Annotated in this window: 16 protein-coding genes; 11 read left to right on the forward strand and 5 right to left on the reverse strand. The window is 65.2% G+C overall.

Translation table 11 applies throughout. The features are described 5' to 3' along the window. Positions 1 to 35: 35 nt before the first annotated feature. The 5 genes from P0Y64_09730 to P0Y64_09750 form a co-directional block, all read right to left on the reverse strand. Positions 36 to 1712 carry a GGDEF domain-containing protein gene (locus tag P0Y64_09730; protein WEK41700.1) on the reverse strand — a complete coding sequence of 559 codons (1677 nt, stop codon included), beginning with the start codon at positions 1710 to 1712 and terminating at the stop codon, positions 36 to 38. 71 nt (positions 1713 to 1783) lie between these two features. Next, positions 1784 to 2788, reverse strand: a complete 1005-nt coding sequence (locus P0Y64_09735; GenBank protein WEK41701.1) for a GGDEF domain-containing protein — start codon at positions 2786 to 2788, stop codon at positions 1784 to 1786. An 81-nt stretch (positions 2789 to 2869) separates the two neighbouring features. Beyond that, a complete protein-coding gene (locus P0Y64_09740; protein WEK41702.1) occupies positions 2870 to 4057 on the reverse strand; it encodes a hypothetical protein in 1188 nt (395 codons plus the stop codon). Positions 4058 to 4191: 134 nt separating this feature from the next. After that, positions 4192 to 6519, reverse strand: coding sequence for an ATP-dependent Clp protease ATP-binding subunit ClpA (gene clpA, locus P0Y64_09745; GenBank protein WEK41703.1), 2328 nt, complete (start codon positions 6517 to 6519; stop codon positions 4192 to 4194). A 127-nt stretch (positions 6520 to 6646) separates the two neighbouring features. After that, positions 6647 to 6844: a DUF1192 domain-containing protein gene (locus tag P0Y64_09750; GenBank protein WEK41704.1), complete on the reverse strand. Its 198-nt coding sequence runs from the start codon at positions 6842 to 6844 to the stop codon at positions 6647 to 6649. A gap of 90 nt (positions 6845 to 6934) precedes the next feature. Here P0Y64_09750 and P0Y64_09755 point away from each other — a divergent pair, with 90 nt between their 5' ends. The 11 genes from P0Y64_09755 to P0Y64_09805 all read left to right on the forward strand — a co-directional run bounded on the left by P0Y64_09755 (position 6935) and on the right by P0Y64_09805 (position 16908). Then, entirely contained in the window at positions 6935 to 7936 is a 1002-nt protein-coding gene (locus P0Y64_09755) for an NAD(P)H-quinone oxidoreductase (protein ID WEK41705.1), read from the forward strand. Positions 7937 to 8012: 76 nt separating this feature from the next. Beyond that, positions 8013 to 8630, forward strand: a complete 618-nt coding sequence (locus P0Y64_09760) for a glutathione S-transferase family protein (GenBank protein ID WEK41706.1) — start codon at positions 8013 to 8015, stop codon at positions 8628 to 8630. A gap of 77 nt (positions 8631 to 8707) precedes the next feature. Next, positions 8708 to 9586 (forward strand): UDP-2,3-diacylglucosamine diphosphatase, encoded by an 879-nt coding sequence (locus P0Y64_09765; protein WEK41707.1) that lies wholly within the window; start codon positions 8708 to 8710, stop codon positions 9584 to 9586. Position 9587: 1 nt separating this feature from the next. Beyond that, positions 9588 to 10604, forward strand: coding sequence for a glycosyltransferase family 1 protein (locus P0Y64_09770; GenBank protein ID WEK41708.1), 1017 nt, complete (start codon positions 9588 to 9590; stop codon positions 10602 to 10604). Positions 10605 to 10701: 97 nt separating this feature from the next. After that, the gene (locus P0Y64_09775; protein WEK41709.1) at positions 10702 to 11376 is read left to right on the forward strand and encodes a DUF1013 domain-containing protein; all 675 of its coding nucleotides are present in this window, start codon (positions 10702 to 10704) and stop codon (positions 11374 to 11376) included. Positions 11377 to 11437: 61 nt separating this feature from the next. After that, positions 11438 to 11842 carry a hypothetical protein gene (locus P0Y64_09780; GenBank protein WEK41710.1) on the forward strand — a complete coding sequence of 135 codons (405 nt, stop codon included), beginning with the start codon at positions 11438 to 11440 and terminating at the stop codon, positions 11840 to 11842. A gap of 33 nt (positions 11843 to 11875) precedes the next feature. Next, positions 11876 to 12967 (forward strand): MBL fold metallo-hydrolase, encoded by a 1092-nt coding sequence (locus P0Y64_09785; GenBank protein ID WEK41711.1) that lies wholly within the window; start codon positions 11876 to 11878, stop codon positions 12965 to 12967. 69 nt (positions 12968 to 13036) lie between these two features. After that, positions 13037 to 13918, forward strand: a complete 882-nt coding sequence (locus P0Y64_09790) for a dienelactone hydrolase family protein (GenBank protein WEK41712.1) — start codon at positions 13037 to 13039, stop codon at positions 13916 to 13918. Between the two features lie 47 nt (positions 13919 to 13965). Then, positions 13966 to 14595 carry a glutathione S-transferase family protein gene (locus tag P0Y64_09795; protein ID WEK41713.1) on the forward strand — a complete coding sequence of 210 codons (630 nt, stop codon included), beginning with the start codon at positions 13966 to 13968 and terminating at the stop codon, positions 14593 to 14595. A 166-nt stretch (positions 14596 to 14761) separates the two neighbouring features. Continuing rightward, positions 14762 to 15886: a DUF47 family protein gene (locus tag P0Y64_09800; GenBank protein ID WEK45027.1), complete on the forward strand. Its 1125-nt coding sequence runs from the start codon at positions 14762 to 14764 to the stop codon at positions 15884 to 15886. 8 nt (positions 15887 to 15894) lie between these two features. Next, positions 15895 to 16908, forward strand: a complete 1014-nt coding sequence (locus P0Y64_09805; GenBank protein WEK41714.1) for an inorganic phosphate transporter — start codon at positions 15895 to 15897, stop codon at positions 16906 to 16908. The last annotated feature ends 52 nt before the right edge of the window (positions 16909 to 16960 follow it).

Genomic DNA, 16960 nt, shown 5'->3' on the forward strand with positions numbered 1-16960 from the left:
TTTCTTAGCGAATTTGGGCGCAACGCGAAAGAGGCTCAGGCCGCGATCGAACCGAGCGCATGTCGCACCCGGTCTCGACCGGCCGACTTTGCGGCGAACAAGGCCTGATCGGCGTTTCGATAGAGGTTTTTCCAGTCCTGCTCCCCGGCGATCGGCCCGGTACAGGTGCCGAGCGAAACGGTCACCCGGATATCGAATGGCATCCGCTCGCCGCGCACGCGCGACAGCACGTCGCCGGAGAGATCCTGCCCGTGATCCGGCACGAGCAACGCGAACTCCTCGCCGCCCAGGCGCGCGATCAGCGCATCCGGCGGCGCGGCGGTGCGCAGCGCGCGCGCTATCACCCGCAACACCTCGTCACCGCCATCGTGGCCCAGCGCCGCATTGACCGCCTTGAAATGATCGATGTCGGCCAGCACCAGCAGATGTGGTTGCTCCCGCCCGATCGCGGCGCGCAGGAATCCGCGCCGGTTGAGCAGGCCGGTGAGCGGATCGACATCCGCCAGCAACCGCGCGGCGATCTCCTTCTCACGCGCCTCGTCCCGCTCAACGGCGATCAGGCGGAAGCGATAGGCGATCGCCAGGCTGGAGAGCAGGGCTTCCACCGTCATCGACAGGATGGTCGAATTGTCGAGCAGGAAGCTCCACGGGACGAGGTGAAAATTTTCCGCCACCCGCAGCCCCGCCACCACCACCGGCGCGGCCCATGACACGGTGAACAGCCACAGGTAATTGCTGCGCTTGCGCCACGCCTGCCACAGAATGAATGGGACCAGCGCGATCAAGAGCGTGAAACTGGCCCCATAGAGCCAGTCGAGCAGGTCCATCCGCCACGGCGCCAGCGCGATCACGACAACCGGCGTCATCAGCAACACGACCGACACGCCGTTTGCAGCGCGGCCGATCCACCCATCGAATACGTCGCGCTCGAAGAAGCTGCGCGCGAACGCGAGCGCACTGGTCGCGGAGATCGAGAGCAACAGATAATTGACCCGCAGCCGTTCGTTGTTCTCCATTCCGGGAAAGACCCAGGCCATCGCCCCGGAAGAGGTGAAAGCATAGAGCATCAGACCGGCCACCATCCCGCAATAGGCGAGCTGGAATCTGTGTTTCAGCGCCCCCCACAGCGCGAGATTGTACACGAGCAAGGCGATGCAAAGCCCCCCGAACGCGCTGTAGAGCGATCCGAGCAGCAGATCGGAGCGCGCGCTTTCGTGTAAAGTGGCAAGGCGAGGCCCGACCACGACGCCGCGCGCGTTGCCGGCGCCATGCACCTGCCACAGCAGGCGCGTCACCGGGGCGGCGCGCGCCGGCAGCGCGCGTTCGAACATCGCGCCCATTCGTATCGAGCGCGTGGCGGCGCGGCCGTCCATATGATCGCGCAGCACCACGCCATCGGCATAGACGATGTAGAGCGTGGCAGAATCCTGCCATACGCTCGCCGTTCGGATCGTCGCCGCGTGCGTCGAAAGCGGTGCGGAGCGAATCCAATAATCGCCGGGGCCGAAATCGGTCTGTTGCCGCGTGCAATCATAGCGATCGTCGGCGCGGAGCATCGCCGCAGCCGTGTCCCCCGCCCGAATTCGCGCGATGCAGACGGCGACCGGGGTGCCGGGAATGCCCCGTTGCGCCGCCGCCGGCCAAGCCGTCAGCAGCGCCAGGAAGGAGATGAGCGCCCCGTAAAACAATCTTAAAGTCGTGCGACCCGACATGACCGGTGCTCTAGCCGCAAGCATCCGAACAGATCGTAAACGAGCCGAAAAGGATTTTTCGCGATGCGGGTTCAGCCCGCGATTACGCGATCGCGCCCCTGTTCCTTGGCTTCATAGAGCAGCGCGTCGGCGCGTTTCATCGCGGCTTCGATCTGGCGCGTGTCCGGCGGCAGTATCGCGATTCCGGCGGAAAAGGTGATGCAGCCCATCGGCTCGTCGGTTTCGCGTAGGCGGAAATGGCGCTCGCTCAGCGAGCGGCGTGCGTCATCGACGATCATCCGCGCCACGACGAGGTCGCCGCGCAGCACCAGCAGGAATTCCTCTCCCCCCCAGCGCCCGACGAACTGGCCGTCGAGCGATTGCGTGAGGCTTGCCGCGACCGTGCGCAGCACCCGGTCGCCGACGGCATGGCCGTAGCGATCGTTATAGGATTTGAAGCGATCGATGTCGCACATCGCGATCACATGCGGATCACCGGTGGCGCAGGCGCGGGCGAGATAGGTTTCGATCCCGCGACGATTCGGCAGGCCGGTCAGCAGGTCGCGTTCCGCATCGCCCTGTGCGATTTCAAGCTGGTTGCGCAATTGCTCCACCTGCAGCGTGGTCGCGGCGAGTTCGTTTTCCGAACGCTGCGAACGAGCGAGCGTGGCGACGATCAGCTCCTGCAACAGCGCGGCGTCGGAGGCGGGGAAATCGTCGAGCCGAAAGGCGAGTTCACGGCTGAACTCCCCGGTCACCGCGTGCGCTGCGGCGGCGAGATCGGCCAGCCGCAGCGTTTGATGCCGCAACGTGTCCGCGCCGCGATCCACCGGGGGCGGAGCAGAGACAGGAGAGCGAAGCGCCGCACCGGTTACAACACTTGCCCTGTCGCCGAAGAAGCGGGCGTAAAGCGAATCCGCTTCCGGTTGCGTGATTCGCACGCCGCCGTCGATGATCGTGAGAATCGTCCGCCCGAGTTCCGCCTGCACACCATCGAGATAGGCATAGCCCAGCGCATAGTTATTCGGGGTCGGCGGCAGGTGTTGGCCATCGAGAAACGCAATGGTTCGTTCGCTAAGAGCCTTAATCGCTTTCATGCCGTCTTTTAATGCGTGATAGTTAAAGGATCGGTGATGATGGCATTCATCGCAGACTCTGTTGTTCCGCCGTAACGCAACTCAGCAGTTCTTTCCACCGAGCATCCCCCCAAGCATCCCGCCGAGACCGGGCTTGCAGCGTTTCTTGCTCCCCTGATCGTCGCCATCGCTTTCCATTGCGCCGTTCATTGCCGGCATGCCCGGCATCAACATCGTCATCGAACGATAGCGCACCCGTGCGGTCCATTCCGGGTGCCACACGGCCCGCGGATCGGCCGGGCGCGGCGGATAAGCGAAATTCTGCTCTGGGCCATAGGCATAGAGCATGCTCATCAGCATCCCGCCACTTGCCTCCTTCACCTGCGCGGGAATGGCGCAGCTGGTTTGCGACGGGGGCATCACGATCTTCTGCCCGATCAGCCGTGTAACGGTAGCCGGCGCGAGCCAGTCCGAAAGGCCGCCGCCAAATTCCTTGGCGCTGGCCGATGTCCACCACACCATGTCCGCATCATCCTGCCCCATGGATTTGCCGCCCATCGCCCAGGCGTAATAGCCGGTAGCACCCGCGATCGGCGCCCAACTCATCGTCGTCGCGCCGCCGGGGAGGGGGGTGGAGCGCGCCGAAAGTGCGGGCATGAAGTCCTGCGCCAGCGCGAATTTGATCTCGGGCGAGTAATTGCCGGCGATACGATGTTCGCCAATGATCGATCCGACGCGCGCGGCGGACTTGCGGTCCTTCGCATTCGGCCAGTCACCATAGCTGCGGCTGCTGCCCGGTTCCGGGCCGCGTTCGGCAGGAACGGAGACGCTGAACAGTCCCGGCGGAAACTGCCCCGCGGCCACCTTTGCGAAATCGATCACCACCGGCTGACCCGGGCCGGCCTGCGCGCCACAGCCCCAATAGATCAGCAGCCGTCCCTTCGGTCGCCTGAACTCGGCCGGCATGTCCTGCCCGGCAGCACGCTCGGGCGAGACGAGGCGAACGGATGGCCCGAGGTTCGCGACCGCCGGCATGAAATGATCGGCGACTGGGTTGCCCCCGTTCGGTGCCAGTGAGGACCCGAGCCGCAGCCGCAGGCTGTGTCGAGTGCCGCCACCGCCACCAAGCATCGCGGCCATCGGATTGCCCATCATGCCGCCATCGGTGCTGACGTCCATGATGTAGCGTGCTGTTGGGGACGTCGAGGACTGTGCGTCGCCACCCTGATGGAAAGTGATCGCTGCAGCTCCCGCTGCCACCGTCGCTGCCGTTGCGAATATCGCCCGCATCGCCCCCTCCATATTCTCTCGATGGGGCGTAGTTTCGTCGCGTGGCGGGCGTGACGATAGGATGGAAACGACATGGTACGAAATGACACCGGCGACGGATCGGTTGGCCCGATCGGTCGCCGGTGTGTGTCAGGTCAGGCCTTGAGCTTTTCGACCCGGCCGTCCTTCGGGCCGCCCTTTTTGCGTGGTTTCTTTGGCGCTGCGGCGACGATCTCGAACGAAAGCGTGCCGTCCTTCAATTTCACCGTAACCTCGCCGCCATGGACGAGCTTGCCGAACAGCAGCTCCTCGGCCAGCGGCTGCTTGATCTTCTCCTGGATCAGCCGGCTCATCGGCCGCGCGCCATAGAGCTTGTCATAGCCCTTGTCGGTCAGCCACTGGCGCGCCGCATCGTCGAGCTTGATATGCACGTCGCGGTCGGCGAGCTGGAGTTCGAGCTGGAGGATGAACTTGTCCACCACCCGCGCGACCACCTCCGGCGGGAGATAGCTGAACGGCACGATCGCATCGAGGCGATTGCGGAATTCCGGCGTGAACATCTTCTGCACGGCCTGCTCATCCTCGCCCTCGCGGGTGAGGTTGCCGAAGCCAAGCGTCTCGCGCGCCATGTCCGATGCGCCGGCATTGGTGGTCATGATCAGGATGACGTTCCTGAAATCCACCGTCTTGCCGTGGTGATCGGTCAGCTTGCCGTTATCCATCACCTGCAACAAGATGTTGAACAGATCGGGATGCGCCTTCTCGATCTCGTCGAGCAGCAGCACGCTATGCGGATTCTGATCGACCGCGTCGGTGAGCAGCCCGCCCTGATCATAGCCGACATAGCCCGGAGGCGCGCCGATCAGCCGGCTGACCGAATGGCGCTCCATATATTCGGACATGTCGAACCGCTGGAGCGGGATGCCCATGATCGAGGCGAGTTGCTTCGCCACTTCCGTCTTGCCGACGCCGGTGGGGCCGGTGAACAGATAGCAGCCGATCGGCTTTTCCGGATCGCGCAGGCCGGCGCGGCTGAGCTTGATCGCCGACGACAGATTTTCGATCGCCTTGTTCTGGCCGAACACGACGCGCTTCAGATCGGTGTCGAGCGTTTCCAGCACCTTCTTGTCGTCGCTGCTCACCGTCTTCGGCGGGATGCGCGCCATGGTGGCGATCACCGCCTCGATCTCTTTCGGCGTGATCGTCTTTTTCCGCTTCGACGGGGCAACCAGCATCTGCATCGCGCCGACTTCGTCGATCACGTCGATCGCCTTGTCGGGCAGCTTGCGATCATTGATGTAGCGCGCGGACAGCTCCACCGCCGACTTGATCGCATCGGGGGTGTATTTCACGCTGTGGTGGCTCTCGAACGCGGAGCGCAACCCGGCGAGGATCTTGATCGTATCCTCGATCGACGGCTCGTTGACGTCGATCTTCTGGAACCGGCGCAGCAGCGCGCGATCCTTTTCGAAATGGTTGCGGAATTCCTTGTAGGTGGTGGAGCCGATGCAACGGATCGTGCCGCCCGACAGCGCGGGCTTGAGCAGGTTCGACGCATCCATCGCGCCGCCGCTGGTCGCACCGGCACCGATCACGGTGTGGATTTCATCGATGAACAGCACCGCGTCGGGCAGCTTTTCCAGCTCGTTGACGACAGCTTTCAGCCGCTCCTCGAAATCGCCGCGATAGCGCGTGCCGGCAAGCAGCGCGCCCATGTCGAGCGAATAGATCACGGCGGGCTTCAGTACATCGGGCACGTCGCCCTCGACGATCTTGCGCGCCAGCCCCTCGGCGATCGCCGTCTTGCCGACGCCGGGATCGCCGACATAGAGCGGGTTGTTCTTCGAGCGGCGGCAGAGGATCTGCACCGTGCGATCCACCTCCGGCCCGCGCCCGATCAGCGGATCGACCTTGCCGTTGCGGGCCTTCTCATTGAGATCGACCGTGAACTGCTTGAGCGCGCTTTCGCCCTTCTGCTTGGTTTCGGCCTTTTCCTTTTTCTCTTCCTCGACGCCCTTGGGCGTGGCGGCCTCAGCGGCAGCGGCGCCCTTGCCGACGCCGTGGCTGATGAAGCTCACCGCATCGAGCCGGCTCATATCCTGCTGCTGGAGGAAATAGACCGCATAGCTTTCGCGTTCAGAGAACAGCGCAACCAGCACGTTGGCGCCGGTCACCTCGTCGCGCCCCGAAGACTGGACGTGCAGGATCGCGCGCTGGACCACGCGCTGGAACCCGCTGGTCGGCGACGGATCGGTCGCGGCATCGACCTTAAGCGCGCCAAGCTCGGTATCGAGATAATGGGCGACGGTGGTTTTCAGTTCGGCGACATCGACGCCGCACGCGGCCATCACCTGGCTGGCATGTTCGTCGTCGATCAGCGCGAGCAACAGATGCTCCAGCGTCGCATATTCGTGGCGGCGGGTGGAGGCTGCCTCAAGCGCCTTGTGCAGCGTGGTTTCGAGAGCGCTGGCAAAGGATGGCATTACGATACTCCTGACAGGCCACGACACATGCGCGGCCCCTTTTCCACTATGTCGGAAGGGAGGGGCCCCGCATCAAGCACCGGGAATTCCGCACCGGGAGCAACAAGCCGGCCCGATGCGCCAGCACTCATCGCTTGAATAACGCGTCGGCGCTTGCGCGATGGTTAACGGCGCCTTCGATCTTGCGGCGGCAGCGCGAGATTTCGCCTTCCAGCGCGGCAACCCGCGCCTCCAGCTCCGCCACCGACAGCCGATCGAGATCCTCGCGCAGCAGCGCGGTCAACGGATCGTCGGGCCGGGGGCCAAGGATGTCATCAAGGTCCACGTCTGGAGCGTTGACCGCTGCCGGGGTGAAGTCAATAAGCGAGGTGGGATTTGCGACCCGAGTTTCGCGGTGAAAAGGGGGCTGAAGCCGATGACCGACCTTCCGGTGACGATGATGGCGATCGATCCAGAATCGCCTGGCGATCCGGAGGTGCTGGTTCCCGTCGCACGCCCTGTCCCACAGCCGGACGCGGGCGAGGTGTTGATCCGCGTTGCCGCTGCCGGGGTGAACCGGCCGGATGTCATCCAGCGGAAGGGCGCCTATCCGCCGCCGCCCGGCGCGCCATCGATCCTGGGGCTGGAATTGTCCGGCGTGGTCGCGGCGGTGGGCGCGGGCGTGGACGCAGGGATGATCGGGCGGAAGGTCTGCGCGCTCGTCGCTGGCGGGGCCTATGCCGAATATGCCGTCGCGCCTGCCGGCCAGTGCCTGCCCGTGCCCGAAGTGGTAACGATGATCGAGGCGGCGGCGATCCCCGAGACGTTGTTCACCGTGTGGACCAACCTGTTCGAGCGCGCCTTTGCCGTGGAGGGCGATACTGTGCTGGTCCATGGCGGGACGAGCGGGATCGGCACGATGGCGATCGCACTCGCCAATATCTTCGGGCTTGAGATCATCGTCACCGCCGGCTCGGACGACAAGGTCGCGGCCGCGAAGCGGCTCGGCGCGGACCATGCGATCAATTATCGCAGCGAGGATTTCGTCGCGCGGGTGGCGGAAATCACCGGCGGCAAGGGCGTCGCGGCGGTGCTCGACATGGTTGGTGGAGATTACGTGCCACGCAACCTGAAATGCCTCGCCGAGGACGGGCGGCATGTGTCGATCGCGGTGCAGGGCGGCGCGATGGCGACGATCCCGATCTTCGATATCATGCGCCGCCGCCTGACGCTGACCGGATCGACGCTGCGCCCGCGTGACAACGGCTTCAAGACATTGGTGGCGGAGGAATTGCGACGGATCGTGTGGCCTTATGTCGAGGCGGGGCGATTGCGCCCGGTGATCGACCGCACCTATCCGCTGGCCGAGGCAGCCGAAGCGCATCGCCGGATGGAGGCGGGCGAGCATGTCGGCAAAATCGTGCTGACAATGGGGTGACCGGCATAAGCGCCGCTTTTCAACGCCGCCGTCGCTTTTATTTGCGCGCCGGCGGCGGAAGCGGCACATTTTCGCGATGAGCGCGCTGATCCTCCACGAATATGCCCCGTCCGGAAATTGCTACAAGATCCGCCTGACGGCGGCGCACCTCGGCATCCCGATCGAGCGGCGCGGGTATGACATCATGCGCGGTGAGACGCGCACTGCGGCCTTCCTGTCGGAGGTCAGCCCAAACGGGCGCATCCCGGTGCTTCAGGTCGGCGACGACTATTTGCCGGAAAGCGGCGCGGCGTGCATTTATCTCGCACATGGCTCGCCGCTGATCCCGGTCGATCGTTTCGATCATGCCGACATGCTGCGCTGGATGTTCTGGGAGCAATATAACCACGAGCCGAACGTCGCGACGCTGCGATTCTGGCGCGCTTTCGTCGGCACCGAGAACCTGACGGAGGCGCAGCGCGCGGCGCTGCCGGCGAAGGAGGCGGCGGGGCATGACGCGCTGAAGCTGATGGACGAACATCTCGAACGCGCCGAATGGTTCGCCGCCGGGCGCTTCACGCTCGCCGATATCGCGCTTTATGCCTACACCCATGTAGCCGGCGAGGGCGGGTTCGATTTCGCGCGTTATCCGGCGATCGAGGCGTGGCTGGCGCGCGTGGCGGCTTTGCCGCGCCATATCGCGATGCACGGCTGAGCTTTCTTCAAACCGTCATTGCGGCGTGACACACGCGTAACACGTATCGGGCATGGCGGCGGCAGGGAGGGCCGCCCATGCCGACGACCGTTCTACCGATCGCCGCGATTGCCGGTGACATTGCCGATTTCACCGATTTCGCCAACAGCCGCCCATATCACCCCGAGCCTGAGGGGGCGCGACGGCGTTACCGCACGATCTGGATCAGCGACGTCCATCTCGGCACGCGGGGTTGCAACGCGGGGATGCTGATCGACTTCCTCGATCACGTCGACAGCGACACGATGTACCTTGTCGGCGACATGATCGATGGCTGGCGCCTGAAAAAGAAATTCTACTGGCCCGCCGCGCACAACGACGTGGTGTGGCGGCTGCTGAAGCGAGCGCGGCGGGGCACGCGGATGATCTATATCCCCGGCAATCACGACGAGGTGTTTCGCCAGTTCTCGGGCCTCGATTTCGGCGGCATCGCGATCCGGCGCAAGGCGATCCACGAAACGGCGGACGGGCGCCGCCTGCTGGTGCTTCATGGCGACGAGTTCGACGCGATCACGCTGGCGCACCGCTGGCTCGCCCATGCCGGGGACGTGGCCTATCATGTGCTGATGGCGCTGAACCGCTGGGTCAACGCCTTCCGCCGCCGGTTCGGCATGCCTTATTGGTCGCTGTCGAAACATGCCAAGGCGAAGGTGAAAAACGCTGTCGCCTTCATCTCGCACTTCGAGGAGGTCGTGGCGCATGCCGCCGGCTCGCGCGGCGTGGAAGGCGTGGTATGCGGGCATATCCATACCGCCGAAATCCGCGAAATCGCCGGCGTGGAATATTATAACGATGGCGATTGGGTGGAGGGCTGCGCCGCGCTGGTCGAGCATTTCGACGGGCGGATGGAATTGCTCCACTGGGCCGACGAGATCGCGCGTCGCGCGCCCGATACCGTCGTCGCGCTGGCGGCCTGACGTGCGCATCGCGATCGTCACGGACGCCTGGGCGCCTCAGGTCAATGGCGTTGTCCGCTCGCTTGAGGCGGTGATCGGCGAGTTGCGCGCGATGGGGCATCAGGTGCTGGTGATCGCGCCGGACACGTTCCGGTCGCTGCCATGCCCGACCTATCCCGAGATACGGCTGGCGCTGGCCGGGGTGCGCGCGGTGGGCGATCGGATCGCGGCGTTCGCGGCTGAGGCGGTGCATATCGCCACCGAAGGGCCGCTGGGCGTCGCCGCGCGGCGCTGGTGCGTGGCGCGCGGGCGGCCGTTCACCACAGCCTATCACACGCAATTCCCGGACTATATCGCGGCGCGCACCGGGGTGAACCCGGAATTCGTGTGGCGCTATATCCGCTGGTTTCATGCCCCGGCGCAGGGCATCCTCGCCTCCACCCCGACGATCGAGGCGACGTTGGCGGCGCATGGCCTGCCTCACGCCCGCCGCTGGGGGCGGGGCGTGTCGGCGGAGTTCAGCGCGACCGGCCCGCTCGACGCGATGATCGCGAAGTTGCCAAAGCCGATCATGCTCTATGTCGGGCGGGTCGCGGTGGAAAAGAATGTCGCCGCCTTTCTTTCGACCGACCATCCCGGCAGCAAAATCGTGGTGGGCGACGGCCCGGCGCGCGCGGCACTGGAAGCACGTTTCCCGCAGGCGCATTTTCTCGGCAGCCGGTTCGGCGAGGCGCTGGCGGCGCTCTATCGCACAGCGGACGTGCTGGTCTTCCCCAGCCGCACCGATACGTTCGGGCTGGTGATGATCGAGGCGCTGGCATGTGGCACCCCCGTCGCGGCTTATCCCGTTACCGGGCCGATCGACGTGCTGACGCACGAGAGCGGGGCGATGGACGAGGATCTCGCGGCGGCGATCGATCGGGCGCTGGCGCTCGATCCCCGGCGCTGCGCGGAATTGGGCGCGCATTTCACCTGGCGGGCCAGCGCGACGCAGTTTCTTGCCGCGCTGGCGCCTGTTCCGATCGCACGCGCGGCCTGATGGCTTGCTCTCCCGCCTCCAGCGCACTAAGTCGGCAAAAGTGACGCGGCCGCTCCGGTAAGGGGCGGCCCTATTTGTTTCCGATGGAGTTTTCGTCGTGGCCCAGCCGCTCATGCCCCATGCGACCGCTTCATGGCTGGTCGATAATACTGCGCTCAGCTTCGAGCAGATCGCCGATTTCTGCGGCCTCCACATCCTTGAGGTGCAGGCGATCGCGGACGATACCGCCGCTACCAAGCTGACCGGCCGCGATCCGGTGCGTGCGCACGAACTGACGATGGAGCAGATCGAAAAGGGGCAGGCAAACCCCGATTATCGCCTTCAGATGACCAAGGGTCCGGAGCAGGTCCGCCGCACCAAGGGGCCGCGCTACACGCCGGTTTCGAAGCGGCAGGACAAGCCGGACGGCATCGCCTGGATCATCCGCAATCACCCCGAGATCACCGACGGCACCATCTCCACGCTGATCGGCACGACGCGCACCACGATCGCCGCGATCCGCGAGCGCTCGCACTGGAACATCGCCAATATCGTGCCGAAGGATCCGGTGACGCTCGGCCTCACCACGCAGCGCGAGCTTGACGCTGCCGTGTCCAAAGCGGCGAAGGCATCGGGCGTCGAACAGGCCCCGACCGACCACCGGCTCGAAGGCGATCGCGAAGCGCTGATCGAACAGCTTCGCGCCGAGCGCCTTCAGGCGGCGCGCGATGCCGAGTCCGCCGGTGATGAGGCCGCTGGCGGTGGTGGCTTCGAGGATCCGTTTCGCCGCTGATCTGGCCGTTTCGGTCGCATTGTGATAGCTCCCGCGCGGTTCGGCTGCGCGGGAGGCTGCGATGCGCAAATTGATCGGTCTGGTGGTCGGCATCGTCGTTTCGATGGTGGCGATCACGCTGGTCGAGCTGCTCGGCCGCGCTCTATTTCCGCCGCCGCCCGGAATCGACATGAGCGACGCCGCCTCTATCGCGCGTGCGGTGGCGGCGATTCCGCTCGGCACCAAGATGATGGTCGTCGTCGCATGGTTCACCGGCGCGGTAGCGGGCGGGTGGGCCGGGCTAGCCGTGTCGCGCTGGCGCATCGTGCCGTGGCTGGTGGCCGTGGGCATTCTGATCGGCGCGATCATCTCCTTCCAGCAAATCCCGCACCCGTTGTGGATGCAAATTGGCGGCGCGCTGCTCCCCTTCGTCGGCGCTCTGCTCGTGCTGCGGTTCGCCGCGCGAGAAGTTAAGCCGATCGCTTGAGTTATGCACGCGGCGGTGGCACCGTCGTTCGCGATGGCAGCAAATATCCAGCGTACCCTGATCGGCGACGAGGGGCTTACCCCCACCAGCCACGCGGGTCTCACCTTTCCCTTTGGCGAGCGTGGGCCGCAGCCGGGCGAATTGCTCACGCTGGCGGAGGGCATCCGCTGGTGGCGCGTGCCGATGACCGGCCCGCTCAAGCACGTCAACGGCCTGATCCTCGACGATGGCGATCACGCAGCGATGGCGATCGACACCGGCACCGCCTCGCCGCGATCGACCGAGGCATGGAACACGATCCTCGACGGCCCGCTCAACGGCTCGCGGATCAGCCGCATCCTTGGCACCCATCTGCACCCCGATCATATCGGGCTCGCCGGCTGGCTCTCGCGTCGGTTCGACGACGCGCCCGTTGTAATGACGCGCACCGAATGGCTGATGGCGCGAATGCTGGCAGCGGACGGCCGGCCGGAAGTGCCGCGCGAGCAGCTCGATCACTGGCGTGGTGCAGGGTGGGACGAGGAGCAGATCGCGCGCGGCATGAGCTCCGGCTGGTCGAATTTCGCCAAGATGATCTCGCGCTTGCCGCTGACCTACACGCGCATCCGTGATGGCGAGGTGCTGCGCATCGGCGGGGCGGATTGGAGCGTCGTCACCGGCAATGGGCACAGCCCCGAACATGCCTGTCTCGTCGATTACGATCGCCGCATCCTGATCTCGGGCGATCAGGTGCTGCCCAAGATCAGTTCCAACGTCTCGCTGCATGTCAGCCAGAGCAATGAAGACCCGCTGGGCGACTGGCTCGATTCGATCGCCAAGTTCCGCCAATTGCCCGAGGACCTGCTCGTGCTGCCGGGGCATGGCGATCCGTTCTACGGCCTCCACGCCCGGCTGGACGCGCTGGACCATGAGCATCGCGACCGCCTCGATGCGCTGGTCGACCGGATGGCGGCCGGGCCGATCCGTGCGGTCGATTGCTTTACCACCTTGTTCCGTCGCCCGATCGGGCCCGAGGTGGTCGGCATGGCGACCGGCGAGGCGCTGGCCCACCTGCGTCGGCTGGAAGTAGAGGGGCGGGCGGTTCGGGAGGTGCGCGACGGCATATGGTGGTACGCCCGCGCCTGACGCGCGGCTTTCACTTCGCCCCCGCGTGGCTATGATCCGCCGATCGCCGGGGGGCGAATCGGAGGCTGCATGACCGATCCCACGCTACGCGACCGCGCCGTGCGGCTGTATGACGCTTTCACCCATGAACATCGTGACCGGCGGACGCTGCTGCGCGAGATGACCGCGCTGGCCGGCTCCGCCGTTGTCGCGGAGGCGCTGATCGCGGCGATCGGCGCATCGCCCGCGGCCGCTTCGATCACCCCGCCGGATGATGCGCGGCTGTTGACGCGCACGGTCAACTCGACCGTCGCGGGAAAGCCGTCGACCGCCTATCTCGCCCGGCCCAAGGCCGGCGGGCGCAAGCTCGGCACGGTGATGGTGATCCACGAGAATCGCGGGCTCAACGATCATATCCGCGATGTCGCCCGCCGCGTCGCGCTCGCCGGGTTCCGCGCGGTGGCGCCCGATTTCCTCGCGCCATGGGGCGGCACGCCAGCCGATGAGGACAAGGCGCGCGATATGATCGGCAAGGTCGATTATGACGTGATCATCGCACAGGGCCTCGCGATCCTCGCGGCGGCGAAGAGCGGGCCGGAGACGAGCGGGAAGGGCGGCATGGTCGGTTTCTGCTGGGGCGGCGCGCTGGTTGACCGGCTGGCGGTTTCCGGTGGCGGTGCGATCGATGCGGCGGTCGCCTATTACGGCCCCGCGCCATCGCCCGACCAGGCGGCGAAGGTGCAGGCGCCGATGATGCTTCATTATGCCGGCAAGGATAGTCGCGTCGCGCAAACCGGGGAGCCATGGGTGGCCGCGCTGAAGGCGGCCGGGAAATCGGTGGAGGCGTTTACCTATCCGGGGGTCGATCATGCCTTCAACAACGACACTTCCGCCGAGCGATACGACAAGGCAGCGGCGGAACTGGCATGGGGACGGACGATCGCGTTCTTCCACAAATTCCTTGACGGCTGACCGTTGAAATGTTCCTTCTTTGTTCTGATGAGAATCGATAGGAGGCGATGGTGAGCGATCTGATCTTCTATACCAATCCGATGTCGCGCGGGCGGATCGCGCGCTGGATGCTCGAAGAGGTTGGTGCGCCGTATGAAACGGTGTTGCTCGGTTATGGCGATACGATGAAGGCGCCTGAATATCTCGCGATCAATCCGATGGGGAAGGTGCCGGCGATCGTCCACAAGGGACGCGTCGTGACTGAAGGCGCGGCGATCATCGCCTATCTCGCGGAAGCCTTTCCGCAGGCCGGGCTCGCGCCTACTGCAGACGAGCGCGCCGATTATTATCGCTGGATGTTCTTCGCCGCAGGCCCGGTCGAGGCGGCGACGACCAACCGCTCGCTCGGTGTCGAGCCCGATGCACGTCAGCAGACCATGGCGGGCTACGGGTCGCTCGATCGCGTCGTTGAGGTGTTGGAGAAGGCGGTGCGCGCGCATCCCTATATCGCCGGCGATCGCTTCACGGCGGCGGACGTTTATGTCGGCAGCCATATCGGCTGGGGCATGCAGTTCGGCTCCTTGCCCAAAAACGATGTGTTCGAAAATTATGTCGGGCGAATCATGGCGCGGGAAGCCGCGGTGCGCGCGCGCGCGATCGACGATGCGCTGATACCCAAGGAAACGCCGGGCGCCTGAGCAGGAAGGGGCCGATTTCCGCCGTGCGCGATGTGATGATCGTGGCGGCGGGGCTGTCCGAACCGGCGGGTCATCGTGATCTGGTGGCCTTGCCGTTGCTGCTTGGCGATGACATTCTTCGCTTGGCCGGATATGGGCGGCTCGAATCAGTCAGAAGAGACAGGTCATTCGCCAGATCGCCGCGCTTCCCTATCGTATCGACGGATCGTCGCGCGACAGCGAAATCCAGGTTCTGCTCGTAACCTCGCGGGGGACGGGGCGTTGGGTCGTGCCCAAGGGCAATATCGGCCCCGGCGCCACGCCGCATTCTGCCGCCGAGCAGGAAGCGGAGGAGGAAGCCGGCGTGTGCGGTGCGCTGTGCCCGGTCCCGCTCGGCACCTATCGCTATCGCAAGCGGCGCAGCAGCGGCGCGTCGCTGATGGCGGATGTCGTGCTGTTCCCGCTGGCGGTGACCACCGAGCTACCGACGTGGAAGGAGCAGGCGGAGCGCGAGCGCCGCTGGTTCTCACTCGCCGACGCGGCGCATGCCGTCGACGAACCCGATTTGCGCGAACTGATCCGATCCTTCGCTCCCTCGCAATTCGAGGTGGCGGTGCGCCGACAATCACTGCTGACCAGCCAACAACCAATTTCCGGAGTCCGCTCAATGTTCGCCTGGTTCCAGCGATTGCTGCCCAAGACCGGCAATTTCTTCGAGTTGTTCGAAGCCCATGCCGCGACCGTCCTGGCCGGGGCGGAAGCGACCGCGCGGCTGCTGCAGGGCGGCCCCTCGGCGCGCGAGCATATCCGCGAGATCATCGAGCGCGAGCATGACGCTGATCAGATCACGCGTGACGTGCTGACCACGGTGCGCGTCACCTTCCTCACCCCGTTCGATCGCGGCGCGATCACCGCGCTGATCGGCGCGATGGACGACACGATTGATGAGATGCAGGCGGCCGCGAATGCGATCGATCTGTATCAGGTGACAGAGTTCGCACCGGAAATGCGCGACATGGCGGGCATCGTGCTAGATGCGGCCCGCGTTGCGGCGGAGGCGATGCCACTGCTGCGCGACGTTTCCCGCAACGGACCGCGCCTGCATGAACTGACCGAGCGGCTGGTGCGGATCGAGGGGCATGCCGATGAGGTCCATGCAGCCGGGCTCAAGCGCTCGCTGGAAAATTACGGGACGCAGGATACGCTGCGGTTCGTCGTCGAGCGTGAACTCTACAAGCATCTGGAGAGGATCGTCGACGCTTTCGAGGATGTCGCCGACGAGATCGACGGCATCGTCATCGATCACGCCTGATCTCGACGATGCATTCGCTCGCCTTTCCGCTGCTCGTCGGGCTGATCTTCGTCGCGCTGGCGTTCGATTATCTCAACGGCCTGCACGATGCCGCCAACTCGATCGCCACGGTGGTCGCGACGCGGCTGCTCTCGCCGGTGAGGGCGGTGGTGTTCGCCGCCTTCTTCAACTTCGCCGCATATTTTCTGACGATCGCTTTCCCCAGCCTGCATGCGGTGGCGGAGACGATCGGTAAGGGGCTGATCGACAAGAATATGGTCACCCCGGCCGTGATCTTCGGCGCGCTGGGCGGGGCGATGTCGTGGAATGTCATCACCTGGCTGCGCGGCATTCCGTCATCGAGCAGCCACGCGCTGGTCGGCGGGCTGATCGGCGCCGGCGTGACGCATGGCGGCATGACCGCGGTGAAATGGGTCGGGCTCAACAAGACGCTGCTCGCGATCGTACTGTCGCCGCTGCTGGGCATGATGCTAGCGATGCTGGTGATGCTCGTCAGCAGCTGGGCGCTGCGTCGCGCGACCTCGGGTCATGCGGAGCGTTCGTTCCGCGTGATGCACCTGTTTTCGTCGGCGGCTTATTCACTGAGCCACGGCCTAAACGACGCGCAGAAGACGATGGGGATCATCACGGTCCTGCTTTATTCCACCGGCTATCTGACCGGGCCGTTCGAGGTGCCGCATTGGGTGGCGGTGAGCTGTTATATCGCGATCGCGCTCGGCACCGTGACGGGCGGGTGGAAGATCATCGAGACGATGGGCTCGCGGATCACCAAGCTGTCGCAGCATCAAGGCTTTAGCGCGTCGTTCGCCGGGTCGATCGTGCTGTTCGGCGCCTCCGTGCTGGGCATTCCGGTGTCCACCACCCACACCATCACCGGCGCGATCGTCGGCGCGGGCACGGCGCGTCGGGCATCCTCGGTGCGCTGGGGCGTGGCGAGCAACGTGGTGGTGGCATGGATCATCACGATCCCCGCATCGGCGGCGATCGGCGCGCTTTTCTATCTGATGACGCGTCTGTTCTGATCCGCTTGCGCGGATCCGATATCGACGCGGGATTCGAACGGATCGGATCCCG

Source organism: Candidatus Sphingomonas colombiensis (assembly GCA_029202845.1).
GTDB classification, from domain to species: domain Bacteria; phylum Pseudomonadota; class Alphaproteobacteria; order Sphingomonadales; family Sphingomonadaceae; genus Sphingomonas; species Sphingomonas colombiensis.

Coding starts and splice junctions, on each gene's coding strand:
- P0Y64_09730 (WEK41700.1), bottom strand. CDS start 1,712: ATGTCGGGTCGCACGACTTTAAGATTGTTTTACGGGGCGCTCATCTCC.
- P0Y64_09735 (WEK41701.1), bottom strand. CDS start 2,788: ATGAAAGCGATTAAGGCTCTTAGCGAACGAACCATTGCGTTTCTCGAT.
- P0Y64_09740 (WEK41702.1), bottom strand. CDS start 4,057: ATGCGGGCGATATTCGCAACGGCAGCGACGGTGGCAGCGGGAGCTGCA.
- clpA (WEK41703.1), bottom strand. CDS start 6,519: ATGCCATCCTTTGCCAGCGCTCTCGAAACCACGCTGCACAAGGCGCTT.
- P0Y64_09755 (WEK41705.1), top strand. CDS start 6,935: ATGACCGACCTTCCGGTGACGATGATGGCGATCGATCCAGAATCGCCT.
- P0Y64_09760 (WEK41706.1), top strand. CDS start 8,013: ATGAGCGCGCTGATCCTCCACGAATATGCCCCGTCCGGAAATTGCTAC.
- P0Y64_09765 (WEK41707.1), top strand. CDS start 8,708: ATGCCGACGACCGTTCTACCGATCGCCGCGATTGCCGGTGACATTGCC.
- P0Y64_09780 (WEK41710.1), top strand. CDS start 11,438: ATGCGCAAATTGATCGGTCTGGTGGTCGGCATCGTCGTTTCGATGGTG.
- P0Y64_09785 (WEK41711.1), top strand. CDS start 11,876: ATGGCAGCAAATATCCAGCGTACCCTGATCGGCGACGAGGGGCTTACC.
- P0Y64_09790 (WEK41712.1), top strand. CDS start 13,037: ATGACCGATCCCACGCTACGCGACCGCGCCGTGCGGCTGTATGACGCT.
- P0Y64_09795 (WEK41713.1), top strand. CDS start 13,966: ATGGTGAGCGATCTGATCTTCTATACCAATCCGATGTCGCGCGGGCGG.
- P0Y64_09805 (WEK41714.1), top strand. CDS start 15,895: ATGCATTCGCTCGCCTTTCCGCTGCTCGTCGGGCTGATCTTCGTCGCG.